The organism is Pararhodobacter sp. SW119, from assembly GCF_017811755.1.
Lineage (GTDB): Bacteria > Pseudomonadota > Alphaproteobacteria > Rhodobacterales > Rhodobacteraceae > Pararhodobacter.
Genome location: NZ_JADDJF010000012.1, coordinates 75,092 through 99,062, shown reverse-complemented (window position 1 = coordinate 99,062; position 23,971 = coordinate 75,092). Strand labels below are relative to the sequence as shown.

Sequence of the window (23,971 nt, the reverse complement as noted above, 5' to 3'; positions counted from 1 at the left end):
TCGCTACGGTTAACGCCGGCTGATCGTGGTTTTAAATCAATCTGTTGCAGGGGTGCACAATATTGTGCACCGCCGATCAACCGGCTCATGTCGACAGTGCGCGCGCCACGAAATCACGGGCCGGCACCCCTTCTGCGGCCCCGAGCGCGCGGGCCGGCGCATTGGCCGCCGAGATCACGCCGTCCTCCCAGGTCGAGCGCGCCGCGCCGATCCGCGCACTCATCGCCGCCACGGTCGCGGCGGCGATCCCGCGCCCCTCCAGCACCGGCAGGCGGGTGGTGCCGACCCCGCCGCCCGCGTCGTTGAACAGCGCGGCGAAGGCGTCGACCCGCAGCGCGTTCGCCGGGTCGGTCCCGAACAGCGCCCCGTGCGAGCCGGTGACGACCACCCGCCCCGCATCCCCAGCCACGACCAGCGCCGCCGAATCGACCAGCACCAGCGCCCGCCGCGCGCCCGCGGGGTGCAGCACCTCTCGCGCCTCGGCCAGGTCGGGGGCGGTGCCGGCGGGCAGCGCCGCCCCCCGCAGACATTCGACGGCCTCGCGGCAGGACATGCCCGCCACGACCCCCAGCGCCCGCGCCGCCCGGTTGGCGTGCGAGATGCGCCCGCGCTCCAGCATCGCCGCCGCCTGCCCGATCTCCGCGCTGCGGTGATCGACCGCGGCGGCGGCCATGCCTGCGCTCTCGAGCCAGCCCAGCCCGGCGACCCCCGCGCCGTCGCGCCCCACGCCCGCATCGTGCAGGATAACCGCCCGGCACCCCGCCTTCAGCGCCAGCGACGCCGGATAGACCCCGCCATGCGAGCCTGCCACCACCACCGCGCCGCGCGCCGAAGCGTCCGCGCGGGTGATGCTGTCCAGCAGCACCCATTCAGGCAACGCGGTCGCCCTTCTTCATCTGCACCGCGCGGCTGTCGGCGGCGGGCAGCATCTGCCCCGGATCGCGGGTGACGACCACATCCAGCACCGTCGGCGCGCCGCTGTTGGCCAGCGCCTGTGCCAGCGCGCCGGCCAACTCATTCGGATGCTCCACCCGCAGCCCATGGCAGCCCAGCGCGCGGGCGGCGGCGGCATAGTCCGTCTCGGCCAGGTCTGAGGACTGATAGGCCCCTTCGCCGTACATCAGGTGCTGCAGCGCCTTGACGTAGCCCGACGCCGCGTTGTTGACGACGATGATGGTCACCGCCAGCCCCAGCCGACGCGCGGTTTCCAGCTCGCCCAACACCATGTTGAAGCCCCCGTCGCCGGTCAGCGCCAGCACCGCGCGCCCCGGCGCCGCCAGCTTCGCGCCGATCGCCCCCGGCAACCCGTAGCCGATCGAGGCGAAGCCGCGGTCGGGCACGAACCCGCGCCCCGCGCGCTTCTGGTCGAAAAGAAGCCCGCTCCAATGCGCGGCGAACCCGCCATCTGCGATCAGCACGGCGTCATCCGGCAGGCCGGTGTTCAGCGTGCCCAGCAGCCGGCCCATGCCGACCGGCACCTCGGCGCTTTCCAGCCGCGGCCGCGCCGTCTCGCGCCAGGTGTCCATCCGGCGCACGACCTCGGCGCACCAGTCGGCGCGCGCGACCGGGGTGTCGCCCAGCGCCGCGTGCAGCGCCCGCAACCCCTCGCGCGCATCCCCCCAAAGCGGCAGGGTCGGGCGATAGGTGCGCCCGATCTCCTCGGCCACGGCGTCCAGATGGATCAGCACCTTGCCCGGCGCCGGCACCGTGTAGCGCTTGGTCGCGATCTCGCCCAGCTTGCAGCCGACGACCAGCAGGCAGTCGGCTTCCTCGATCAGCCCGTTCGCGATCCGGTCGTAGCGCCCGAACAGCCCCGCCGACAGGGCCGAGGTGCAGGCGATGGCGCCCTTCCCGCTCATCGTGTGGGCGACCGGGATCTGCGCGGCCTCGGCGAAGGCCTGCAACGCCTCGGCCGCCTGCGACAGATGCACCCCGCCGCCGGCGAGGATCAGCGGCCGCTCGGCGCGCGCCAGCATCGAAGCGGCCTCGGCCACCGCCTCGGCCGCCGGTGCGCAGCGCAGGGCGGGCGCGGACTGGTAGCGCGGGTCGGCGTCGAAATCCTCGGGCGCGAAGCCGTAGGTGCCATGCGCCACATCCTCGGGCACGATCAGCGCCACCGGGCCGGGCCGGCCGGTCGTCGCCACGACAAAGGCACGGTGCAGCAATTCGGGGATGCGCGCGATCTCCTCGATGCGCAGCACCTCCTTGCAGGCCGGGCGCAGGATCTCGGCCTGCCGCGCCTCCTGCGTCATGTTTTTCCAGGCATGCGCGCGATGCGTGTCGCCGACCAGCGCCACCACGGGCGAGCCCGCGTTCAACGCCTCGACCAGCCCGGTCACCAGGTTCGTGGCCCCCGGCCCCAGCGTCGCGTCGACCAGCCCCACGCGCCCCGACACCTTGGCATAGGCGTCGGCGGCAAAGGCGCCGCAGCGTTCGTCGTTGATCAGGTAGTGCTGCAATCCCAGCCGCCGCGCGGCATCGTAGAAGGGCAGCAACTGGAACCCCCCCATGCCGAAGATCGGCCCCGCGCCATGCGCGATCAGGGCGCGGGCCAGCGCCTCGCCGCCGGTCATCTCGTTCGTGGCCTGTGTCATGCGAACCTCATGTGATGCGATAACCCAGCACCCTGGGCAGCCAGAGCGCGATTTCGGGGAATGCGATGATCAGCACCAGCACCGCGATCATCGCCACCAGCAGCCAACCCACCCAGCGAAAGGTCGTCTCCAGCGGGATGCGCGCGATCTTGGCGGTGACCATCAGGTTGACCGCCACTGGCGGCGTGACCTGACCGATGGCGATGTTGATCGAGATCACGACGCCGAACCAGACATAGGACCAGCCAAAGGCCTGCACGATGGGGATCAAGAGCGGCAGCGCGATCAGGAAGATCGACACCCCGTCCAGCACCATCCCCGCCAGCAGCATGACCAGCATCACCAGCGCCAGGATCACCCATTCGTTGTCGCTGATCGACAGCACCAGATCGGCGGTCGCCCGGAACGCCCCCATCGTCGCCCCTGCCCAGGCGAACAGCCCGGCCAGCGAGATGATCAGCATCAGCACCGCCGAGATCTTGGCGCTGTCGGCCAGCACCGCGTAGATCTCGCGCGGTCCCATCGTGCGGTATATCACCACACCGACCAGCAGCCCGTAGGCCACCGCCACCACCGCCGTCTCGGTCGGCGTGAACAGGCCCGACCGCAACCCGCCCAGAATGATCACCGGCGCCAGCAGCCCCGGCAACGCCGCCCGCAACGCCGGCCAGAAGGGCGGACGCTCGGTCCCTTCGCCCGCGCCAAAGCCGTGCCGGCGGCTCAGCCAGACCACGGGCACGGCGATGGCCAGCCCCATCAGCACCCCAGGTATCAGCCCCGCGGCGAAAAGCGCGCGCAGGTCCAGCCCCGGCACGATCACCGAATAGACGATCAGCGCGATCGACGGCGGGATCAGGATCGCGGTCGACGCCGACGCCGCGATGATCGAGGCGGTGAAGGGTTTCGGGTAGCCCGCCTTCAGCATCGACGGCAGCATCACCGTGGCCACCGCCGCGGCATCGGCCACGCCCGACCCCGACATGCCGCCCATGATCATGCAGACCAGCACCGCGACCAGCGCCAGCCCCCCCTTGCGCGGGCCGATGCAGGCCTGCGCGAAGGTCACCAGTCGCGCCGCCACGCCCGAGCGTTCGAAGATCATGCCGGTCAGGATGAACAGCGGAATGGCGATCAGCGGGTATTTCGCCACCGCCGCATAGGCGTTGGTGCCGATCATCCCCAGCGCCAGCAGGTCCAGCCCGATCAGGATGCCGACCACCGCCCCGATCCCCAGCGCCACGGCAATCGGCGTGCCGATCAGCAGCAGCACCGCGAAGCTCAGCAGCAGGGCGAGGTTGGCGTCCAGCATGGCCCCTCAGCGCCCCAGGATCTTCGGGCGGATCAGCCGTGCCCAGCCCCGCCCCAGGACCCGCAGCAGGATTGCCGCCGACAGGATCGGCAGCCAGATCGTGTAGATCCACACCGGGTTGCCCATCCCCGGCGAGGTCTCGCCCCATTTCCATTCGTCGAAGGTGACCTCGGCGCCGTACCAGAGGATCAGGGAAAACATCAGTGTCGTGGCGAGCAGCGTCACGATCTCGCAGAGCCAGCGCAACCCGGCGGGCATCCGGCCCAGGAAGAAGGTGATGCGGATATGCTCGTTGCTGGCGAAGGCCGCTGAGGCACCGACGAAGGTCATGAAGACCAGAAGGAAGACCGAGAATTCCTCGGTGAACGCGAAGGACGCGCTGGTGGTGTAGCGGATCACCACGTTGCCGAACGAGATCAGGAAGATCGCCGCCATCGCCGCGGCCGCGAAGGCCTCCTCGATGCGCACGGGCACGCGGACATGCTCGGCGCCGGTGTCGTCCTCCTCGGTGCGCAACTCGGGGGGTGGGGTGTCGCTCATGGCGGTCTCGCTGGGGTAGGGGCGGGTCCGATGAGGGACCGGAGCGGGCCTGCCGCTCCGGTCCTTCGGGGTCGGCGGCGGGGCGCCTCGCGGCGCGCCCGTCTCAGCGGTTGGCGACCGACTCCTCGGCCATCTCCACCAGATCGGCACCGATGCGGTCACGCCAGGCGTCGTAGACCGGGCGCGTGGCGTCGACGAAGGCCTGCCGTTCCTCGTCGCTCAGGGACACGACGGTGACGCCGTAGCCCTCGATCTCTTCGATCAGGCTGGTATCCTCGCCGACCAGCCCGGCGCGGGCGACCTCGATCCCGTGCGCGCCGGCGTCCAGCGCGGCCTGCCGCACGATCTCCTGGTCCTCCTCGGTGAAGCTGTCCCAGATCTGCTGGTTCACCGCGAAGATCAGCGGGTCGGCGATATAATGCCAGAGCGTGACATTGGTCTGGCCCAGTTCGTGCATGCGCAGCACCGTGTAGATCGTCAGCGGGTTTTCCTGCCCGTCGACGGCGCCGGTGGTCAGCGCGGGCTGCGCGTCGGCCCAGCTCATCTGCGTCGGGTTGGCGCCCAGCGCCGAGAAGATGTCGTTGAAGATCGGCGAGCCGACGACCCGCATCTTCAGGCCCTGCATGTCCTCGGGCGTGCGGATCGGGCGCTGCGAGTTGGTCACCTCGCGAAAACCGTTTTCGGCCCAGGCCAGCGGCACCACGCCGTTCTCCTCGATCAGCTCGAAGATCCGCTCGCCCACCGGGCCGCCGGTCAGCGCGTCAAGCGCGGCATAGTCCGGCATCAGGAACGGCATCGAGAAGATGTTCATCTCCACGATCTGCGGCGACCAGTTGATGGTCGATCCGACGGCCATGTCGATCACGCCCCGGCGCATGGCGGTGAATTCGCGGGTCTGGTCGCCCTGCACCAGCTGCACGCCCGGATAGATCTGCATGTTGATCCGCCCCTCGGTGCGCTCGCCGACCAGTTCGGCCCACCGCTCGGCGGCGAGGCCCCAGGGAAACGGCGCCGGCACCACGGTCGAGACGCGGTATTCGTCCTTGTATTCCGCCGCCGCCGGCCAGGCCCCCAGCGCCAGCGTGGCGGCCAGGGTCAGTGACATGATCTTCTTCATTCTCTCTCTCCTCCCAGATGGGGCGACGCCTATCGCGCCGCCGGTTCATTCCTCCGCCTCAACCGGCCCGTTCGGGCGCCAGCATGGCCCGCGCGGTCTCGATGATCTTCGCCTCGCTCACGCGCACCTCGTCCTCCATGGGGGGCGCGTAGGCGATGGGGATGCGCGGCGCGCCCAGCCGGCGTACCGCCGTCTTCAGTTGCGGGTGCAGCGCCTCCGCAACGCTGGCCGCGATTTCGGCGCCGAAACCCGCCACCGCGACGGCCTCGTGCACCACCAGCAGCCGGCCCGTCCGCGCGACCGATTCCATGACTGCGTCCCGGTCCCAGGGCCAGAGGGAGCGCAGGTCGATCACCTCGACCTCGATCCCGTCACGCGCCAGCGCCTCGGCCGCCTTCAGGCAGGGCTGGCGCATCGCCGACCAGGTGACCAGCGTCAGATCGCGCCCCGCCCGCACGGTCTCGGCCCGGCCCAGCGGCACCAGATGCTCGCCCTCGGGCACCTCGCCCTCCAGCGCCCATAGGTTCTTGTGCTCCATCAGCACCACCGGATCGTCGCAGCGGATCGCGGATTTCAGCATGCCCAGCGCATCGGCGGGCGTCGCCGGGCAGAGCACCACCAGCCCCGGCACATGCGCGTACCACGCCTCCAGCGACTGCGAATGCTGCGCCGCCGAGGATCGCCACATCCCGATGGGCTCGCGCACCACCAGCGGCACGCGCGACTGGCCACCGAACATGAACCGCGCCTTTGCCGCCTGGTTGACCAGTTCGTCCACCGCACAGAGCGCGAAATCCGAAAAGCGCATTTCGACCACCGGCCGCGTGCCGGTCATTGCCGCCCCCACCGCCGCGCCCAGGATGCACGCCTCGGATATCGGGGTGTCGGCGACGCGGTCCTTGCCGAACATCTCCTGCAACCCGCGGTACTGGCCGAAGACGCCGCCGCGGCCCAGATCCTCGCCCAGGGCCCAAACCGCGGGGTCGCGCTCCATCTCCTCGGTCAGCGCGCGGCGGCCGGCGTCCAGATAACTCATGCGCGCCATCAGAACGCCCTTTCGCGCGGATCGCCCGCGTCCTGCACATCGGCAAAGGCCAGCGCCGCGTCCGGCCAGTCGCTGGCGCGCGCCGCGGCCATCGCCTCGGCCATCTCGGCCTCGGCAGCGCGGCGGGCGTCGTTCAGCGCGGCGGGGTCGATGCCGGCCATTTCCAGCGTCCCGGCCAGCCGGTCGATGGGGCAGGCGCGGCGCCAGTCCTCGACCTCCTCGGCGGGGCGGTAGGTGGCGGGGTCGACCGCCGTGTGGCCGCTGATCCGGTAGGTTTTGCAATGCAGCAACCGCGGCCCGCCGCCCTCGCGCACCGCGGCGATGGCGCCCCGCGCCGCCGCGTCCAGCGCGATCAGGTCGTTGCCGTCCAGACTGTCGGCGGGGATGCCCAAGCTTTCGGCGCGCACCGCGGCGCCGTCGCCGCCGGTCAGCTCGGCCGTGCGCGTGGTCGCCGAAAAGCCGTTATCCTCGCAGACGAACAGAACCGGCAGGTCGAACACCCGCGCCCAGTTCAGCCCCTCCAGGAACGGGCCGCGGTTGATCGCGCCGTCGCCAAAGATGCAGGTCACGATGGCGTCCGACCCGCGCAGCCGCAGCGCCTGCGCCGCGCCCACCGCGATGGGAATATTCGCGCCGACAACGCCGTTCGCGCCCAGCATGCCGACGCCGAAATCGGCGATATGCATCGACCCGCCCTTGCCGCCGCAGGTGCCACCAGAGCGGCCGAACAATTCGCGCATCATGGCCAGCGCGTCGGCGCCCTTGGCCAGCGTGTGCCCATGCCCGCGGTGCGTCGACAGCAGCAGGTCGGCGCGGTCGAGATTGGCGCAGACGCCCGCCGCGACCGCTTCCTGCCCGATGGAGGGATGGATGGCGCCCAGCACCAGCCCCTCGCGCTGCGCGGCGATCGCGGCCTCCTCGAAGGCGCGGATGCGCCACATCAGCGCGTGGAGCGCCTGAAGCCGGGGCAGGTCCAGGTTGGCGGGTGTTTTCATCCGGCTTGCCTTTGCGACGGGATTTCCAGTTCCGGGTCCAGCGCCTGCGCCAGCCCCGCGGCCTCGGCGCGCAGCAGGGCAACCAGCTCGTCGCGCCGCGCCGGGGCCATGCGCTCGCGGATCGCGGCGATGGACAGCGCGGCGATGACCCGGCCCTCGGCGTCGATCACCGGCATGCCCAGCGCGCACATCGCGCTGACGATCCGCCCGTCGTTGAAGGCAAAGCCCGTGGCGCGGGTTTCCTCGATCATCCGGCGCAGGCGCGGCGCGTCGAACTGCGGATAGGCGCGCCGCGCCTCGGGGGCGGCGGCGATGATGCGCTCGGCCTCGGCGGTGGGCTCGTGCGCCAGCAGCGCCAGCGACCCGGCGCCGACACCCAACGGCCGGCGGTCGCCCACGTCCAGCGTCAGCGTGCGGATCGGGTAGCTGCCGGTGCGCCGGTCGACGCACAGCGCCTCGTCGCCGTCGCGGATCGACAGGTAGACCGTGTCGCCCGTGGCCTCGGCCAGACGTTCCAGCGCCGGGCCGGCCAGGTCGACGACGCGAAACCGCCGCGCCGTGCGGCCCAAGGCATAAAGCGCGAATCCCAGGCGGTAGCGTTTGGCATGCGCGTCAAGTTCGATGAACCCCACCTCGACCAGCGCACCCAGCAGGCGGTGGACGGTGGCCTTGCCCAGCCCGACCGCGGCGGTCACATCCGCCAGCCGCATGCCCGCGCCCGGCCCGGCGGCCAGCGCGCGCAGCACGGCGGCGGCCCGGTCGATGGTTCGCACAGACGCGCCTTGCGTCGTCGGCATTCGATCCTCCCCGAGTGCGCGACCCTCTGCCGGGGTCGTCGCAGGCGTTCCATCAGGCGGAACTGAGGAAAGGATAAAATGGAACGCCGCCGCCGGTCAAGCCGTCTCGTCGGTCCCCTCGCGCGCCGCTTCCCCGCGCCGGGCGATAAGCGCGGCCAGCGCGCTCGACTCGGTCAGCGCGCCGCAGACCCGACCGCCGTCGGTCAGCAGGATCGGCCCCTTCGCCTCGGCCAGCGCGGCCATCGCGACGCGCAGCGGCGTGTCGGCATCCAGCATCCGCCCGGCCGGCGCCGGGCTGGGTGCGGGCAGGGCGGCGTCGCGCGCGCGCAGCACGCCCAGCGGATTCATGTGGGCGACGAAATCGGCGACGTAGTCGTTGACCGGGTTGGTGTAGATCTCGCCCGGCGTGCCGGACTGGATGATCCGCCCGCCTTCCAGGATGGCGATGCGGTTGCCCAGCTTGAACGCCTCGTCCAGATCGTGGCTGACGAAGACGATGGTGCGCTTCAGCCGGCTCTGCAGGTCCAGGAGCTCGTCCTGCAACCGCGACCGGATCAGCGGGTCCAGGGCCGAGAACGGTTCGTCCATCAGCAGGATCGGCGCCCGCGTCGCAAAGGCCCGCGCCAGCCCGACGCGCTGCTGCATCCCGCCCGACAGTTCCGCCACCTTGCGGTCGGCCCACTGGCTCAGGCCCACCAGTTCCAGCTGCTCGGCCACGCGCTCGGCGCGCGCGCGCCGACCCATGCCGGCCAGTTCCAGCCCCAGCCCGACGTTTTCGCGCACGCTGCGCCAGGGCAGCAGGCCGAATTGCTGGAACACCATCGCCACGCATTCGCGCCGCAGGTGGCGCAGCTCGCGCGCGCCGGCACTGCTCAACTCGCAGCTCCAGTCGCCGTCGCGCACCACCACCTCGCCCTGCACGATGGGGTTGAGGCCGTTGACCGCGCGCAGCAGCGTCGACTTGCCCGACCCCGACAGGCCCATCAGCACCACGATCTCGCCCTCGTTCACCTCCAGCGTGCAGTCGTGCACCCCGAGGATCTGGCCCGTCGCCTTCTGAATGTCGGTGCGGCTTTGCCCCGTCTCCATCAGCGGGATCGCCTTCCACGGGTTGTCGCCGAAGACGATGGACACGTTGCGAAAGCTGACGGCCGCGGTCATGCCTTGCGCTCCACCCGCAGCATGCGGTCCAGCATGATCGCCACGGCGACGATCACCGCGCCCGACTCGAACCCCAGCGTCGCGTTCACGGAATTGAGCGCGCGCACCACCGGCACGCCCAGGCCCGGCGCGCCCACCAGCCCGGCGATCACCACCATCGACAGCGACAGCATGATCGTCTGGTTCAGCCCCGCCATGATCTGCGGAAAGGCCCAGGGCAGTTCCACCTTGAAGATGCGCTGCGCGGTCGTCGCGCCAAAGGCCGTCGCGGCCTCGGACAGCGCGGTCGGGGTCGACCGGATGCCCAGTTCGGTCAGCCGGATCGCGGCGGGCATGGCGAAGATCACCGTCGCCACCAGCCCCGGCACCATGCCAAGACCGAACAGCACCAGCACCGGGATCAGGTAGACGAAGGTCGGCAGCGTCTGCATCAGGTCCAGCACCGGCGTCAGCGCCCGGTAGAACCGCGGGTGATGCGCCGAATAGATGCCCAGCGGCACCCCCACCGCCATGCAGACAAAGCACGACCCCAGCACCAGCGTCAGCGTCTGCATGGTCAGCAGCCAGTATCCCTGGTTCAGCGCGAACAGCGCGCAGCCGGAGACGATCAGCACCGGCACCCACCGGCGCTGCAAGACCCATGTGATGAGGGCGAATATCGCGATCAGGACCAGCGGGTGCGGCAGGGTCAGCGCCGTCGACAGCGCGGTGATCGCCTGCCGCAGCCCGTATTCCAGCCCGTCGAAGAAGCCGATGAAACTGTCCTGCATCCACAGGAACGCATCGGCGACCGTGCGGCCGACGGGGATCTTCGCCTCGGTGATCAGGGTAACCGGGTCCATCGCTCCCCTCGTTCAGCCGCGATTGCCACGCGGTCGGTTCAGTCCGCCAGGAAGTCGCGCACCGCCGCACCGACTTCCTCGGGCGTTTCCCAGAACATGTTGTGGCCGTAGCCTTCGTAGCCGATGAACTCGGCCTCGGGCAGCGCCGCGCGCAGCGCCTCCTGTTCGTCAGCGCCAAACAACCCGTCCTGATCGCCCCATAGCAGCAGCACCGGCGCCTCGATCCGGGCGGCAAGCAGCGACCAGTCGGCCAGCGTCAGCCCGGTCAGCACCCCCATCCAGGCCTGCCGCGGCATCGCGGCGGACTCAGTGCGTTCGCGGGTCAGGAAGTCCTCGTCCACCGGATTGGGGTTCCAGTACCAGTCCAGCATGAACTGGCTTTCCGGGTCGATCGGGTCGGGCAGCGCGGGCACGTTCTCCCACAGCCAGTCGCTGGCCGCGGCGGGCGTGTCCAGCGCGCTCGACACCAGCACCACGCGGTTGACCAGGTCCGGGCGCAGCGCCGCCGTCACCGCCGCAGTCATCGAGCCCAGCGAATGTCCGATCAGGTCGACCGTGCCCAGATCCAGCGCCTCGATGAAGCCGATCAGGTCGTCCGACAGGCTGTCCAGCCCGTAGCAGCAATCCGGCGCGTCCGACGCGCCGTGACCGCGCAGATCGACCGCGATCATCCGCCGGTCGCCCAGATGCGGCGCCAGCAGCGACCAGGACCGGCTGTTGTCGGAATAGCCGTGCACCATGACCAGCGGGCGCCCCGCCTCCGCGCCCATCTCGACATAGGCCAGCGTCAGGCCGCCGGGCAGCGTTACCGTCTGCCGCGCGTCGTTCCACTCCGCCTGCGCCGGGATCTCGGCAAGGGCCGGGGCGGCCAGCGCCGCCCCCAGCACCAGCCCGGCGATCAGACCACGCATCCGGCTCACTCCAGCGCCGCCATCACCGCGTCCATCGCCCCGGCCGAGCCGTCGCGCAGCGTCACGCCGTCGAGCCAGGCATCCAGCACCGCGGGGTTGTCCGACAGCCAGGCGCGGGCGGCGTCGTCGGGGTCCATGCCGTCGTCGAGGATCATCGCCATGATCTCGTTTTCCATGGCCAGCGTGAATTCCAGGTTCTGCAGGAACTGGCCGACATTCGGGCATTCCTCGACATAGCCGGCGCGGGTGTTGGTATAGACCTCGGCGCCGCCCAGATCGGGGCCGAACCAGTCGTCGCCGCCGGTCAGGTAGACCATCTCGTAGTTGGCGTTCATCGGGTGCGGCTCCCAGCCCAGAAAGATCACCGGCTCGTCGCGGCGCTCGGACCGCGCGACCTGGCTCAGCATCCCCTGCTCAGAGCTTTCGACGACCTGGAAGTCGCCCAGGCCGAAGGCATTGGCCTGGATCATGTCGATGATCAACCGGTTGCCGTCATTGCCCGGCTCGATCCCGTAGATCTGCCCGTTCAGGGCGTCGTGATGCGCGGCGATATCGGCGAAATCGGCGATGCCCAGTTCGGCTGCGGCGGCGTTGGCGGCCAGCGTGTACTTGGCCCCCGCCAGGTTCCGGCGCACGGTATCGACGCTGCCCTCCTCGCGGTAGGGGGCGATATCGGCCTCCATCGTCGGCATCCAGTTGCCCAGGAAAACGTCGATGTCGTTGTTGGCCATCGAGGTGTAGGTCACCGGCACCGACAGGACCAGCACCTGCGCGTCATAGCCCAGCGCGTCCAGGATGGTCGTCGCCACCGCGGTGGTGGCGGTGATGTCGGTCCAGCCCACGTCCGAAAAGCGCACGGTGGCGCATTCATGCTCGCTGGCCAGCGCCGGCAGGCTGCTCAGCGTCAGCGCGGTCGTGGCTGCGATCAGGGTACGGCGATGCATGGCGATCTCCTCTCTGTCATTTTTTTGTTGATTGACGAGTCAATAAACAATCGTCTACCAGTGGCGCAAGCCTTATTTTCCCCGGGGGGAACGATGCCCAAGGTCGGGATGGAGCCTATACGACGCGCGTCGCTGATCAAGGCCACAATCGCCGAGATCGGTCTGGCGGGCTCGCTCGAGGTGACGGTCAGCCGCATCGCCAAGCGCGCCGGCATGTCCTCGGCGCTGGCGCATCACTACTTCGGCTCGAAGGAGGCGCTGTTTCTCGCCGCCATGCGCGACGTCCTGCGCCTCTACGGGGCCGAGGTGCGCGGCGCGCTCGCCGCCGCCGAGGGGGCCGAGGGGCGGGCGCGGGCGGTGATCCGGGCGTCGTTCAGCCCCGCCAACTTCCGGCGCGAGGTGATCGCGGCCTGGCTCAACTTCTACGTCCTGGCGCAGTCGCAGCCGCAGGCGCGCCGGCTGCTTCGGGTCTACCAGCGGCGGATGGTGTCGAACCTGCGCCACGCCCTGCGCCCGGCCCTGGGCGACCGGGCCGGTGTGGTGTCGCAAGGGATCGCGGCGATGATCGACGGCGTCTACCTGCACGCCGCCCTCGGCCCGCTGGCCGCCGACCCCACCGCCGCCGCGGCGCTGGTGGAGGATTACCTGACACGCGAACTGGAGTGCCGTGCATGACAAGCCGTCCGAACATCCTGGTCCTGATGGTCGATCAGCTGAACGGCACGCTTTTCCCCGACGGCCCGGCCGAGTGGCTGCACGCGCCGAACCTGAAGCGGCTGGCCGAACGCTCGGTCCGGTTTGCCAATGCCTACACCGCCAGCCCCCTCTGCGCGCCGGGGCGGGCGAGCTTCATGTCGGGACAACTGCCCAGCCGCACGCGGGTCTACGACAACGCGGCCGAGTTTGCCTCCTCCATCCCCTGCTACACGCACCACCTGCGCCGCGCGGGCTACTACACCTGCCTTTCGGGCAAGATGCACTTCGTCGGCCCCGACCAGCTGCACGGGTTCGAGGATCGGCTGACCACCGATGTCTACCCCGCCGATTTCGGCTGGACCCCCGACTGGCGCAAGCCGGGCGAGCGGATCGACTGGTGGTATCACAACCTCGGTTCCGTCACAGGCGCGGGCGTGGCCGAGATCACCAACCAGATGGAATACGACGACGAGGTCGCGCATCACGCGGTGGCGAAGCTTTATGATCTGGCGCGCGGGCATGACGACCGGCCCTGGTGCCTGACCGTCAGCTTCACCCATCCCCACGACCCCTATGTCGCCCGCCGCCGGTTCTGGGACCTTTACGAAGGCTGCCCGCATCTGCACCTGCAGGTGCCCGACCCCGGCTACGAGGCGCAGGACCCGCATAGCAAGCGCCTGTTCGACGCCAACGACTGGCGCAGCTACACCATCACCGACGAGCACATCGCCCGCGCCCGGCGCGGCTATTTCGCCAACATCTCGTATCTGGACGACAAGATCGGCGCGATCCTGAAGGTGCTGGAGGATACGCGGCAGGAGGCTATCGTGGTCTTCGTCTCGGACCACGGCGACATGCTGGGCGAGCGTGGGCTCTGGTTCAAGATGAGCTTTTTCGAGGGCTCGTCGCGCGTGCCGCTGATGATCGCCGCGCCGGGGATGGGCAAGGGGCGGGTGGACACGCCGGCCTCGACCCTCGATGTGCTGCCGACGCTGGCGGAACTGGCCGGCGTGCCGCTGGACGCCGTCGCGCCCTGGACCGATGGCGAAAGCCTGGTGCCGGTCGCGGGCGGGGCGGATCGCGGGACGGTGGCGATGGAATACGCCGCCGAAGGGTCGGTCGCGCCGATGGTGGCGCTGCGCCGGGGCCGGTGGAAATACACCGCCTGCCCGGTCGACCCCGAGCAGCTGTTCGACCTGGAGGCCGACCCGCAGGAGCAGGCGAACCTTGCCGCCGACCCCGCGCATGCCGAGACGCTGTCGGGCTTCCGGGCCGAGGCCGCCGCGCGCTGGGACCTGGACGCCTATGACGCCGCTGTCCGCGAAAGCCAGGCCCGCCGCTGGGTCGTCTACGAGGCCTTGCGCAACGGCGCCTATTACCCTTGGGACCACCAGCCCCTGCAGCGGGCGTCGGAACGCTACATGCGCAACCACATGGACCTGAACGTGCTGGAGGAGAACCAGCGCTTTCCCCGCGGGGAATGACCGCCGCGCGGACCCCAGCCGTTTCCCTGTGGGGAAACGGAGACCGGACCCCCTCCATTTCCCCGCGGGGAAATGGATCCCGGACCGCAGCCCTTTTCCCGCCGGGAAATGGCCGCCTGGCGCCTGCGACTTGCCGGTGGGGGAAGTGTCGTCCGGCCCCCGGCCTTTCCCCGCGGGGAAATCGCCGCTCGCCTTCCGCATTTCCCCGCGGGGAAATCGGCAACTCGCCCGCCCCGCGCCGGGGGCCGATACACCCCCCGTTTCCCCGCGGGGAAATAAGGATTTGTTAATGAAAGCCCAACCTGAAGCCAGCCATTTCATCGACGGCGCCTTTGTCGAGGATAAAGCCGGCGCGCCGCTCGAGGTGCTGCACCCCGCCAGCGGTGAGGTCATCGCCCGCCTGCACGCCGCCACCCCGGCGCTGGTCGACCGGGCGCTGAACGCCGCGCGCCGCGCGCAGGCCGACTGGGCCGCGCGCCTGCCGGTGGAACGCGGGCGAATCCTGCGCCGCGCCGCCGACATCATGCGCGAACGCAATCATGAACTTTCGGTTCTGGAAACGCTCGATACCGGCAAGCCCCTGCAGGAGACGCTGGTCGCCGACGCGACATCGGGCGCGGATGCGCTGGAGTACTTCGGCGGCTTCGCCCCCACCGTCACCGGGCAGACCGTGCCGCAGGGGCGCGACTTCATCTATACATTGCGCGAGCCGCTGGGCGTCTGCGTGGGGATCGGGGCGTGGAACTATCCCACGCAGATCATCTGCTGGAAGACCGCGCCAGCGCTGGCCTTTGGCAATGCGGTGGTCTTCAAGCCGTCGGAACTGACGCCGCTTTCGGCGCTGCAGGTCGCCGCGATCCTGACCGAGGCCGGGTTGCCGGCGGGGCTGATTAACGTCCTGCAGGGCTTTGGCGATCTGGGCGCGGCGCTGGTCAGCGACCCGCGCGTCGACAAGGTGTCGCTGACCGGGTCGGTGCCGACCGGGCGCAAGGTCTATGCCGCCGCGGCCGAGGGCATCCGCCATGTCACGATGGAACTGGGCGGCAAGTCGCCGCTGATCGTCTTCGACGACGCAAGCCTTGAAGACGCGGTCGGCGGCGCGATGATGGCGAATTTCTATTCCTCGGGGCAGGTCTGTTCGAACGGGACGCGGGTCTTCGTGCAGCGCGGGATGAAGGACCGTTTCCTCGACCGGCTGACGGCGCGGACCGAGGCGATCCGGCTGGGCGACCCCTTGGACGAGGCGACGCAGATGGGCCCGCTGGTCAGCGAGGCGCAGATGCAGAAGGTCATGGGCTATATCGAGGGCGCGCGAACCGAGGGCGCGCGGCTGGTCACCGGCGGGCAGCGGCTGAACCGGCCGGGATACTACGTCGCGCCCACGGTCTTTGCCGATGTCACCGACGACATGACCATCGCCCGCGAAGAGGTGTTCGGGCCGGTGATGTCGGTGCTGGATTTCGACGACGAGGACGAGGTGATCGCGCGCGCCAACGCGACCGAATTCGGCCTGTCGGCCGGGGTCTTCACGCAGGATCTGGCGCGCGGGCATCGCGTCATCGGCCGCCTGCAGGCGGGGTCGTGCTGGATCAACGCCTACAACCTGACGCCGGTCGAGGCGCCCTTTGGCGGCGTCAAGCAATCCGGTGTCGGGCGCGAGAACGGCCACGCGGCGCTGGAGCACTATACGCAGATCAAGACGGTCTATGTGGGCATGGGTCCGGTCGACGCGCCCTATTGATCCATGCGGCCCATTGCGGGGCCGGTTTTGCTGAGAGGCGGTTCAGGGGCAGCTCTGCCCTGAACGCGCCAGTTCGATTGTCGGTCGGGTTGCGGCCGCGTCAAGGGGCAAGCGCGCTGGCGCGCGTGGCTTCGCCACCCCTTGACCCGCCCGCAACCCTTTGGAGGCGGATATGGACGCGGATTTCGTGGTGGTGGGCGCGGGCTCGGGCGGGGCGGCGGTGGCCTTCCGGCTGGCCGAGGCCGGGCATTCGGTGATCGTGGTCGAATACGGCGGCACCGATGCCGGCCCGTTCATCCAGATGCCGGGCGCGCTGAGCTATCCGATGAACATGGCGCGCTACGACTGGGGCCTGAAGACCGAACCCGAACCGGGCCTCGGCGGTCGCGTGCTGCCGGTGCCGCGCGGCAAGGTCATCGGCGGGTCGTCCAGCATCAACGGCATGGTCTGGGTGCGCGGACATGCGCGCGATTTCGACCATTGGGCCGAGGCGGGGGCGGAGGGCTGGTCGTTTGCCGACGTGCTGCCCTATTTCAAGCGCGCCGAGACCTGGCACGGGGCCGAGGATGCCGGCGAGGGCGCGCCCGGCAACGGCGCCTGGCGGGGTCACGCGGGGCCGGTGCACGTGACCCGCGGGGCGCGCGAGAACCCGCTTTTCGACGCGTTCATCGCCGCCGGCGAACAGGCAGGCTACGGCCGCACCCCGGATTACAACGGCGCCCGGCAGGAAGGGTTCGGCGCGATGGAGGCGTCGATCTGGCGGGGGCGGCGCTGGTCGGTGGCCAAGGCCTATCTGCGCCCGGCGCTGGCCACCGGGCGCGCGCGGCTGGTGCGCGGGCTGGTCGAGCGGGTGGTGCTGGAGGGCGGGCGCGCGGTGGGCGTACAACTGGCCGGCGGCCGGCAGGTGCGCGCGCGGCGCGAGGTGATCCTGGCGGCCTCCTCCATCAACACGCCGAAGATCCTGATGCTGTCGGGGATCGGCCCCGCGGACCATCTGGCCGAGCACGGGATCGGCGTCGTTGCCGACCGCCCCGGCGTGGGCGCCAACCTGCAGGACCATCTGGAGATTTACCTGCAGTTCGCCTCGAAGAAACCGATCACCCTCTTCAAGTACTGGAACCTGATGGGCAAGGCCTGGGTCGGGGCGCAATGGCTGTTTCTGGGGCGGGGGCCGGGCACGTCCAACCAGTTTGAGGCCTGCGCCTTCATCCGCTCGCGCGCGGGCATCGACTATCCCGACATCCAGTACCATTTCCTGCCCATCGCCGTGCGCTACGACGGCAAGGCGGTGGCCGAGGGGCACGGGTTTCAGGTCCATGTCGGGCCGATGCGGTCGAAAAGCCGGGGCGCGGTGCGCCTGCGCTCGGCCGATCCCGCGGACGATCCGTCGATCCGCTTCAACTACATGTCGCATCCCGACGACTGGGACGAGTTCCGCACCTGCATCAGGCTGACGCGCGAGATCATGGCGCAGCCGGCGATGGCCGAGTACGTCGCGCACGAGATCCAGCCGGGCGCGGCGGCGCAGGACGAGGCGGCGCTCGACGCCTTCATCCGCGCGCATGTCGAGTCCGCCTATCACCCCTGCGGCACCGCCAGGATGGGCCGGCGCGACGATCCGATGGCGGTGGTCGATCCGCAGGGCCGGGTGATCGGGGTCGAGGCGCTGCGGGTCGCCGACAGTTCCATCTTTCCGCGCGTCACCAACGGCAACCTCAACGCGCCGACGATCATGGCCGGCGAGAAGATCGCCGATCACATCCTCGGCCGCCCGCCGCTGCCGCGCTCGAACCTGGAACCCTGGGTGCATCCCGACTGGCAAGGCGCGCAGCGCTGAGCGTGTTGCGCGCCGCCACACTTTGGCCTATACGCGCGCATCCCCGGCCGCCGAGTCGGGGCGATCCCTCCACGGGCCCTGCTGGACGACATCCCGGCTTGCGCCTTGAACCCTTTGAACAGGAGACCCCGATGTCGATCACAGTCGAAGAAAAAGCCCGCGTCATCAAGGAATTCGCCACCAAGGAAGGCGATACCGGATCGCCCGAGGTGCAGGTCGCGATCCTGACCTCGCGGATCAGCACGCTGACCGAGCATTTCAAGAGCCACAAGAAGGACAACCACTCGCGCCGTGGCCTTCTGATGATGGTGGCGCAGCGCCGCAAGCTCTTGGACTACCTGCGCGGCAAGGACGAGGGGCGCTATCGCGACCTCATCGGGCGCCTGGGCATCCGCCGCTGAGCCAGGCCGACGGATGACCGCACGGGCCCCCGGGCCGGTGGGGGCATCGGGCCTGCCGCCTTCCGGACAGACAATTTCAAGGCCGCGCGCAACGACTGCGCGCGGCCTTTTCGTGCCGGCCGCAGCGCGTGCGCCCGCCGCCGGCAGGGTGCTGGCAGGCGTATGGCAAGGGGCTGGCAGGCGTATGGCAAGCGTATGGCAGTTCCGAACGGTGCGGCAGGGATTTGGCAAGGTCTGCGCCCGCCGGTGTCGGGCCTTGGCTGAGGCGGGGAAGGGGGGCGCTGCCCCCTCTTGGCTGCGCCAATTCACCCCCCGGGATATTTTCGGACAGAAAATGTCCGGGGCCGTGGGGACGCCCACCCGTGGCGGCGGGGCCCCCTTTTCGCCGCGCCCGCAGGGCGCGGCGCCCGGCCCAACGCGAGGAAGGTTCGTGCGCGGAACGCGCACAGCCTGACGAGGGGCGGGAGAACTTCCGGGGGCTTTTCGGCCGGTGGCGCGGGGTGGGGCGGGGCGCGCTAGGTCTGATCGGGGAGCATCTCGCGCAGCTCGTAGAGGAGTGCCAGCGCCTCGCGTGGGGTGAGGGCGTCGGGGTGGGTGTCGCGCAGGCGGGCCTCGATTTCGGAGGCTGGCGCGGCTTTCGGGGGCGGGGCGGGGGGTGCTGCGGAAAAGAGCGGCAGGTCGTCGATCAGCGCGCGGGCGCCGCGGCGGCCGTCCTCGCCCTTTTCCAGCATCTCGAGCACGGCGCGCGCGCGGTCGATCACCGCCGGCGGCAGGCCGGCGAGGCGCGCGACCTGCACGCCGTAGGACCGGTCCGCGGCGCCGCGCTTGACCTCGTGCAGGAAGACCACCTCGCCCTGCCATTCGCGGACGCTGACCGTGGCGTTGCGCACGCCCGAGAGGCGTTCGGAGAGTGCCGTCATCTCGTGGTAATGCGTGGCGAAGAGCGCGCGGCAGCGGTTGGCGTCGTGCAGGTGTTCCAGCACCGCCCAGGCGATCGACAGCCCGTCATAGGTCGCCGTGCCGCGCCCGATCTCGTCGAGGATGACGAAGGCGCGGGTATCGGCCTGGTTGAGGATCGCGGCGGTTTCCACCATTTCGACCATGAAGGTCGATCGGCCGCGCGCCAGGTCGTCCGAGGCGCCGACGCGGCTGAAGAGCTGGCTCACCAGCCCGATCTCGGCGCGGCTGGCGGGCACGAAGCTGCCGGCCTGGGCGAGAAGTGCGATCAGCGCGTTCTGCCGCAGGTAGGTCGACTTGCCGGCCATGTTGGGACCGGTCACCAGCCAGATTGCTGCCCCCGACCCCTCGGGCGAGAGGTCGGCGTCGTTGGCGACGAAGGGCTGGCCGTCGCGCGTGAGCGCGCGTTCGACGACCGGGTGGCGGCCTCCCTCGACCACGAAGGCGCGGCTGTCGTCGACGGCGGGCGCGCACCAGTCGCGGGCGCGGGCGAAGTCGGCGAAGGCGGCGGCGAGGTCAAGCTCGCCCAGCGCGCGGGCGGTGGCGAAGATCGCGGGCGCGGCGGCGGTGACGGTATTTCGCAATTCCTCGAAAAGACGCTTCTCGATCTCCAGCGCGCGCGATCCGGCGTTGAGGATCTTCGTCTCCATCTCGCTGAGTTTCAGCGTGGTGAAGCGGACCTGGTTGGCGGTGGTCTGGCGGTGGACGAAGGTTTCGGAATGCGGCGGCGCCAGCATCTTCTCGGCATGGGTCGCGGTGGTTTCGATGAAGTAGCCGAGGACGTTGTTGTGCTTGATCTTCAGCGAGCCGATGCCGGTCTGGGCGATGTAGTCGGCCTGCATCGCGGCGATGACGCCGCGGCCTTCGTCGCGCAGGCGCCGGGCCTCGTCGAGTTCCGGATCCACCCCTTCGGCGATGAAGCCGCCGTCGCGGGCGAGATGCGGGGGTTCGGCCACCAGCGCGGTTTCCAGCCGGTGGATCAGGTCGGCGTGGCCGCCAAGTTCACGGGTCAGGTCGGACAGCAGGGGTGGCATATCACGATCGCCAAGCGCCCGGCGCAGGGCGGCGGCCTGGCGCAGGCCGGCGCGCAGCATGGCGAGGTCGCGCGGCCCGCCGCGGTCGAGCGAGAGGCGCGAGAGCGCGCGGTCGATGTCGGGCACTTGGCGCAGGGCCGCGCGCAGGTCGCCGCGCAGCGCGTCATCCTCGACCAGGAAACCAACGGCGGTCAGGCGGGCGCGGATCTCGACCAAGTCGCAGGAGGGGGCCGAAAGGCGGCGCTCCATCAGCCGGGCGCCGGCGGCGGTGAGGGTGGTGTCGATGGCGGCCAAGAGCGAGCCGTCGCGGCCGCCGGCGGCGCCTTGCGTGATTTCCAGGCTGCGGCGGGTGGCGGCGTCGATCTGCATCACCGCGCCCGCGCTTTCGCGCACCGGCGGGCGCAGGAGCGGCAGGTTGCCGCGCTGCGTGAGGTCGAGGTAGTCGACCAGAGCGCCGAGCGCCGACAGCTCAGCCCGGCCGAAGGTGCCGAAGCCGTCGAGCGCGGCGACGTTGTAGAGCGCGCAGAGGCGGCGCGTGGCGCCGGTCGAATCGAAGCTGGCGCGGGCCATCGGGGTCAGGGCGAGGGCGTGTTCTTCGGCCAGCGGGCGCAGGTCGGGTTCGGCCTCGTCCACGACGATCAGTTCGCGGGGGGCGAGGCGGGCGAGTTCGGGGGCGAGGCGCACGCGCGGGCAGGGGATGACGCGGATCTCGCCCGTCGAGATGTCGGCCCAGGCGAGTGCGGCGTCGTCGCGGACCTGGGACCAGGCGGCGAGGAAGTTGTGGCGCCGGGCTTCGAGCAGCGATTCCTCGGTCAGCGTGCCGGGGGTGACGAGGCGGACGACGTCGCGCTTCACGACCGACTTGGCGCCGCGCTTCTTCGCCTCGGCCGGGTCCTCCAGCTGTTCGGCGATGGCGACGCGAAAACCCTTGCGGATCAGCGTCAGCAAGTAGCCCTCGGCCGAATGGACCGGCACGCCGCACATCGGGATGTCGGCGCCCTGGTGCTGGCCGCGCTTGGTCAGCGCGATATCCAGCGCCGCCGCCGCCGCCACGGCGTCGTCGAAGAACATCTCGTAGAAATCGCCCATGCGGTAGAACAGCAGCGCATCCGGGTTCTGCGCCTTGATCTGCAGATACTGCGCCATCATGGGCGTGACATTGGCCTGCGCGTCGCTCACCAGCTTCCCCCGTTCGCTGCGGCGCGACCCTACAAAACCGGCCCGTCGCGCGAAAGCGGGAAAACCCGCGTTGAGCCGGGGCCACAGCAGGGTTAAGGATTGTGCAGAGGGAAGGGAGTGCCCGCATGAGCCGCAAGTCGAAGACGACGCCCGAAGAGGCGCTTGCCTACCATTTCGAGCCGGTGCCGGGGAAGCTGGAGGTGATCGCGTCGAAGCCGATGGCGACGCAGCGCGACCTGAGCCTGGCCTACAGCCCCGGCGTGGCGGTGCCGGTCGAGGCGATCGCGCGCGATCCGATCCTGGCTTACGACTACACGACCAAGGGCAACATGGTCGCGGTGGTGTCGAACGGGACCGCGATCCTGGGGCTGGGGAACCTGGGCGCGCTGGCCTCGAAGCCGGTGATGGAGGGCAAGGCGGTGCTGTTCAAGCGCTTCGCCGATGTCAACGCCATCGATATCGAACTGGATACCGAGGATGCCGACGAGATCATCAAGGCCGTGCATCTGATGAGCCCGACCTTCGGCGGGATCAACCTGGAAGACATCAAGGCGCCCGAGTGCTTCATCATCGAGAGCCGGCTGAAGGAGTTGTGCGACATTCCGGTCTTTCACGACGACCAGCACGGCACGGCGGTGATCTGCGCGGCGGGGCTGATCAACGCGCTGGCGCTGTCGGGCAAGCGGATCGAGGAGGTGCGGATCGTTCTGAACGGCGCCGGGGCGGCGGGGATTGCCTGTCTGGAGCTGCTCAAGTCGATGGGCGCGCGGGCCGAGAACTGCATCATGTGCGACACCAAGGGGGTGGTGTACCAGGGCCGCACCGAGGGGATGAACCAGTGGAAGTCCGCCCATGCGGCGAAGACCACACTGCGCACGCTGGAGGAGGCGATGGCGGGCGCGGATGTCTTCCTGGGCGTGTCGGCCAAGGGCGCGGTGACGGAGGCGATGGTCGAGAGCATGGCCGAGAACCCGGTGATCTTTGCCATGGCCAACCCCGACCCCGAGATCACGCCCGAGGAAGCCCATGCCGTGCGCGCCGACGCCATCGTGGCGACGGGGCGGTCGGATTACCCCAACCAGGTCAACAACGTCCTGGGCTTTCCCTATCTCTTCCGCGGCGCGCTGGACATCCAGGCGCGCGCCATCAACGACGAGATGAAGATCGCCTGCGCCCGCGCGCTGGCGGAACTGGCGCGCGAGGCGGTGCCCGAGGAGGTCGCCATGGCCTACGGGCGCAAGCTGAGCTTCGGGCGCGACTACATCATCCCGACGCCCTTCGACCCGCGGCTGATCTACACGATCCCGCCGGCGGTGGCGAAGGCGGGCATGGATACCGGCGCGGCGCGGCGGCCGATTATCGACATGGAGGCCTATCGCCACGCGCTGAAGGCGCGGATGGACCCGACCGCCTCGATCCAGCAGAGCCTGTTCGCGCGGGCGCGCCAGGCGCAGGCGCGGATGATCTTTGCCGAGGGCGACGACGAGCGCGTGCTGCGCGCGGCGGTCAGCTACCAGCGGTCGGGGCTGGGCCATGCGGTGGTCGTCGGCCAGGAGGAGGACACCAAGCGCCGGCTGGAACTGGCCGGGCTGGGCGATGCGGTGCGCGAGCTGGAGATCGTCAACGCCGCCAACACGCGGCATCTGGATGCCTACAAGGCGTTTCTCTACAAGCGGTTGCAGCGCAAGGGGTTCGACCAGCGCGACGTTCATCGGATGGCGACGCGCGACCGGCATATCTTTGCCGCGCTGATGCTGGCGCACGGGCATGGCGACGGGCTGGTGACCGGGGCCACGCGCAAGTCGGCGCTGGTCATGGACATGATCAACCATGTCTTCGATGCCCGTGCGCAGGACGGGGCGGTGGGCGTGTCGATCCTGCTGCACCGCGGGCGCATCCTGCTGATCGCCGACACGCTGGTCCACGAATGGCCCGAGGAGGAGGATCTGGCCGACATCGCCACCCGCGCGAGTGCCGTCGCCCGCGGGTTGGGGCTGGAGCCGCGGGTGGCCTTCGTCAGCTTCTCGACCTTCGGCTACCCGGTGTCGGAACGCGCGACCAAGATGCACCGCGCCCCCGAGGTGCTGGACCGCCGCGGCGTCGATTTCGAATACGAGGGCGAGATGACGGTCGATGTGGCGCTGAACCCGGCGGCGGCGGCGAACTACCCGTTCTCGCGCCTGACGGGGCCGGCGAACATCCTGGTGGTGCCGGCGCGGCATTCGGCCTCGATCTCGGTCAAGCTGATGCAGGAGATGGCGGGCGCGACGGTGATCGGCCCGATCCTGACCGGGGTGACGAAGCCGATCCAGATCAGCTCCACCGGGGCGACGGTGAACGACGTGCTGAACATGGCGGTGATGGCCGCCTGCCGGATCGGATGAGCG

The 23,971-nt window shown here is 70.0% G+C and carries 19 protein-coding genes; 6 read left to right on the top strand and 13 right to left on the bottom strand.

The window, feature by feature from the left end; all coding sequences use genetic code 11:
* Window positions 1–85: 85 nt before the first annotated feature.
* From IM708_RS09670 to choX, 12 genes are all read right to left on the bottom strand, one after another.
* Window positions 86–877: a hypothetical protein gene (locus IM708_RS09670; protein WP_209426311.1), complete on the bottom strand. Its 792-nt coding sequence runs from the start codon at window positions 875–877 to the stop codon at window positions 86–88.
* Window positions 870–2,594 (bottom strand): thiamine pyrophosphate-binding protein, encoded by a 1,725-nt coding sequence (locus IM708_RS09665; RefSeq protein WP_209426310.1) that lies wholly within the window; start codon window positions 2,592–2,594, stop codon window positions 870–872. The genes IM708_RS09670 and IM708_RS09665 overlap by 8 nt, the downstream gene beginning before the upstream one ends.
* A gap of 7 nt (window positions 2,595–2,601) precedes the next feature.
* Window positions 2,602–3,903: a TRAP transporter large permease gene (locus IM708_RS09660; RefSeq protein ID WP_209426309.1), complete on the bottom strand. Its 1,302-nt coding sequence runs from the start codon at window positions 3,901–3,903 to the stop codon at window positions 2,602–2,604.
* 6 nt (window positions 3,904–3,909) lie between these two features.
* A complete protein-coding gene (locus tag IM708_RS09655) occupies window positions 3,910–4,443 on the bottom strand; it encodes a TRAP transporter small permease (protein WP_209426308.1) in 534 nt (177 codons plus the stop codon).
* A gap of 103 nt (window positions 4,444–4,546) precedes the next feature.
* Complete coding sequence (locus IM708_RS09650; RefSeq protein WP_209426307.1) at window positions 4,547–5,560, bottom strand: DctP family TRAP transporter solute-binding subunit; 1,014 nt, start codon at window positions 5,558–5,560, stop codon at window positions 4,547–4,549.
* A gap of 58 nt (window positions 5,561–5,618) precedes the next feature.
* Window positions 5,619–6,605, bottom strand: coding sequence for an alpha-ketoacid dehydrogenase subunit beta (locus tag IM708_RS09645; protein WP_209426306.1), 987 nt, complete (start codon window positions 6,603–6,605; stop codon window positions 5,619–5,621).
* A complete protein-coding gene (locus IM708_RS09640; RefSeq protein ID WP_209426305.1) occupies window positions 6,605–7,600 on the bottom strand; it encodes a thiamine pyrophosphate-dependent dehydrogenase E1 component subunit alpha in 996 nt (331 codons plus the stop codon). The genes IM708_RS09645 and IM708_RS09640 overlap by 1 nt, the downstream gene beginning before the upstream one ends.
* Entirely contained in the window at window positions 7,597–8,397 is an 801-nt protein-coding gene (locus IM708_RS09635) for an IclR family transcriptional regulator (RefSeq protein ID WP_209426304.1), read from the bottom strand. Before IM708_RS09635 ends, IM708_RS09640 begins: the two co-directional genes overlap by 4 nt.
* A 96-nt stretch (window positions 8,398–8,493) precedes the next feature.
* Complete coding sequence (gene choV / locus IM708_RS09630) at window positions 8,494–9,558, bottom strand: choline ABC transporter ATP-binding protein (protein ID WP_209426303.1); 1,065 nt, start codon at window positions 9,556–9,558, stop codon at window positions 8,494–8,496.
* On the bottom strand, window positions 9,555–10,400 hold the full coding sequence (gene choW, locus IM708_RS09625) for a choline ABC transporter permease subunit (RefSeq protein WP_209426302.1): 846 nt from the start codon (window positions 10,398–10,400) through the stop codon (window positions 9,555–9,557). The genes choV and choW overlap by 4 nt, the downstream gene beginning before the upstream one ends.
* A 38-nt stretch (window positions 10,401–10,438) precedes the next feature.
* Entirely contained in the window at window positions 10,439–11,311 is an 873-nt protein-coding gene (locus tag IM708_RS09620; protein ID WP_209426301.1) for an alpha/beta hydrolase, read from the bottom strand.
* Between the two features lie 5 nt (window positions 11,312–11,316).
* On the bottom strand, window positions 11,317–12,255 hold the full coding sequence (gene choX, locus IM708_RS09615) for a choline ABC transporter substrate-binding protein (protein ID WP_209426300.1): 939 nt from the start codon (window positions 12,253–12,255) through the stop codon (window positions 11,317–11,319).
* 93 nt (window positions 12,256–12,348) lie between these two features.
* On the opposite strand from choX, the gene betI reads away from it, so the two are divergent.
* From betI to rpsO, 5 genes are all read left to right on the top strand, one after another.
* Window positions 12,349–12,930 carry a transcriptional regulator BetI gene (gene betI, locus IM708_RS09610; protein WP_209426299.1) on the top strand — a complete coding sequence of 194 codons (582 nt, stop codon included), beginning with the start codon at window positions 12,349–12,351 and terminating at the stop codon, window positions 12,928–12,930.
* Window positions 12,927–14,435 carry a choline-sulfatase gene (betC, locus tag IM708_RS09605; RefSeq protein WP_209426298.1) on the top strand — a complete coding sequence of 503 codons (1,509 nt, stop codon included), beginning with the start codon at window positions 12,927–12,929 and terminating at the stop codon, window positions 14,433–14,435. Before betI ends, betC begins: the two co-directional genes overlap by 4 nt.
* Before the next feature lie 289 nt (window positions 14,436–14,724).
* Window positions 14,725–16,176, top strand: a complete 1,452-nt coding sequence (gene betB / locus IM708_RS09600) for a betaine-aldehyde dehydrogenase (protein ID WP_209426297.1) — start codon at window positions 14,725–14,727, stop codon at window positions 16,174–16,176.
* Window positions 16,177–16,348: 172 nt separating this feature from the next.
* A complete protein-coding gene (gene betA / locus IM708_RS09595; RefSeq protein ID WP_209426296.1) occupies window positions 16,349–18,013 on the top strand; it encodes a choline dehydrogenase in 1,665 nt (554 codons plus the stop codon).
* Between the two features lie 131 nt (window positions 18,014–18,144).
* Window positions 18,145–18,414, top strand: a complete 270-nt coding sequence (gene rpsO / locus IM708_RS09590) for a 30S ribosomal protein S15 (protein ID WP_209426295.1) — start codon at window positions 18,145–18,147, stop codon at window positions 18,412–18,414.
* Window positions 18,415–18,929: 515 nt separating this feature from the next.
* On the opposite strand, the gene mutS is transcribed toward rpsO, so the two are convergent.
* Window positions 18,930–21,554, bottom strand: a complete 2,625-nt coding sequence (gene mutS, locus IM708_RS09585) for a DNA mismatch repair protein MutS (RefSeq protein ID WP_209426318.1) — start codon at window positions 21,552–21,554, stop codon at window positions 18,930–18,932.
* A gap of 155 nt (window positions 21,555–21,709) precedes the next feature.
* Between mutS and IM708_RS09580 the strand changes: the two genes are divergently transcribed.
* Window positions 21,710–23,968 carry an NADP-dependent malic enzyme gene (locus IM708_RS09580; protein ID WP_209426294.1) on the top strand — a complete coding sequence of 753 codons (2,259 nt, stop codon included), beginning with the start codon at window positions 21,710–21,712 and terminating at the stop codon, window positions 23,966–23,968.
* Window positions 23,969–23,971 lie beyond the last annotated feature (3 nt).

Excerpts from the sequence above, each read along its gene's own strand:
- IM708_RS09665 (WP_209426310.1), bottom strand. The coding sequence starts at position 2,594 with ATGACACAGGCCACGAACGAGATGACCGGCGGCGAGGCGCTGGCCCGC.
- IM708_RS09660 (WP_209426309.1), bottom strand. The coding sequence starts at position 3,903 with ATGCTGGACGCCAACCTCGCCCTGCTGCTGAGCTTCGCGGTGCTGCTG.
- IM708_RS09655 (WP_209426308.1), bottom strand. The coding sequence starts at position 4,443 with ATGAGCGACACCCCACCCCCCGAGTTGCGCACCGAGGAGGACGACACC.
- IM708_RS09650 (WP_209426307.1), bottom strand. The coding sequence starts at position 5,560 with ATGAAGAAGATCATGTCACTGACCCTGGCCGCCACGCTGGCGCTGGGG.
- IM708_RS09645 (WP_209426306.1), bottom strand. The coding sequence starts at position 6,605 with ATGGCGCGCATGAGTTATCTGGACGCCGGCCGCCGCGCGCTGACCGAG.
- IM708_RS09640 (WP_209426305.1), bottom strand. The coding sequence starts at position 7,600 with ATGAAAACACCCGCCAACCTGGACCTGCCCCGGCTTCAGGCGCTCCAC.
- IM708_RS09635 (WP_209426304.1), bottom strand. The coding sequence starts at position 8,397 with ATGCCGACGACGCAAGGCGCGTCTGTGCGAACCATCGACCGGGCCGCC.
- choV (WP_209426303.1), bottom strand. The coding sequence starts at position 9,558 with ATGACCGCGGCCGTCAGCTTTCGCAACGTGTCCATCGTCTTCGGCGAC.
- choW (WP_209426302.1), bottom strand. The coding sequence starts at position 10,400 with ATGGACCCGGTTACCCTGATCACCGAGGCGAAGATCCCCGTCGGCCGC.
- IM708_RS09620 (WP_209426301.1), bottom strand. The coding sequence starts at position 11,311 with ATGCGTGGTCTGATCGCCGGGCTGGTGCTGGGGGCGGCGCTGGCCGCC.
- choX (WP_209426300.1), bottom strand. The coding sequence starts at position 12,255 with ATGCATCGCCGTACCCTGATCGCAGCCACGACCGCGCTGACGCTGAGC.
- betI (WP_209426299.1), top strand. The coding sequence starts at position 12,349 with ATGCCCAAGGTCGGGATGGAGCCTATACGACGCGCGTCGCTGATCAAG.
- betC (WP_209426298.1), top strand. The coding sequence starts at position 12,927 with ATGACAAGCCGTCCGAACATCCTGGTCCTGATGGTCGATCAGCTGAAC.
- betB (WP_209426297.1), top strand. The coding sequence starts at position 14,725 with ATGAAAGCCCAACCTGAAGCCAGCCATTTCATCGACGGCGCCTTTGTC.
- betA (WP_209426296.1), top strand. The coding sequence starts at position 16,349 with ATGGACGCGGATTTCGTGGTGGTGGGCGCGGGCTCGGGCGGGGCGGCG.
- rpsO (WP_209426295.1), top strand. The coding sequence starts at position 18,145 with ATGTCGATCACAGTCGAAGAAAAAGCCCGCGTCATCAAGGAATTCGCC.
- mutS (WP_209426318.1), bottom strand. The coding sequence starts at position 21,554 with ATGATGGCGCAGTATCTGCAGATCAAGGCGCAGAACCCGGATGCGCTG.
- IM708_RS09580 (WP_209426294.1), top strand. The coding sequence starts at position 21,710 with ATGAGCCGCAAGTCGAAGACGACGCCCGAAGAGGCGCTTGCCTACCAT.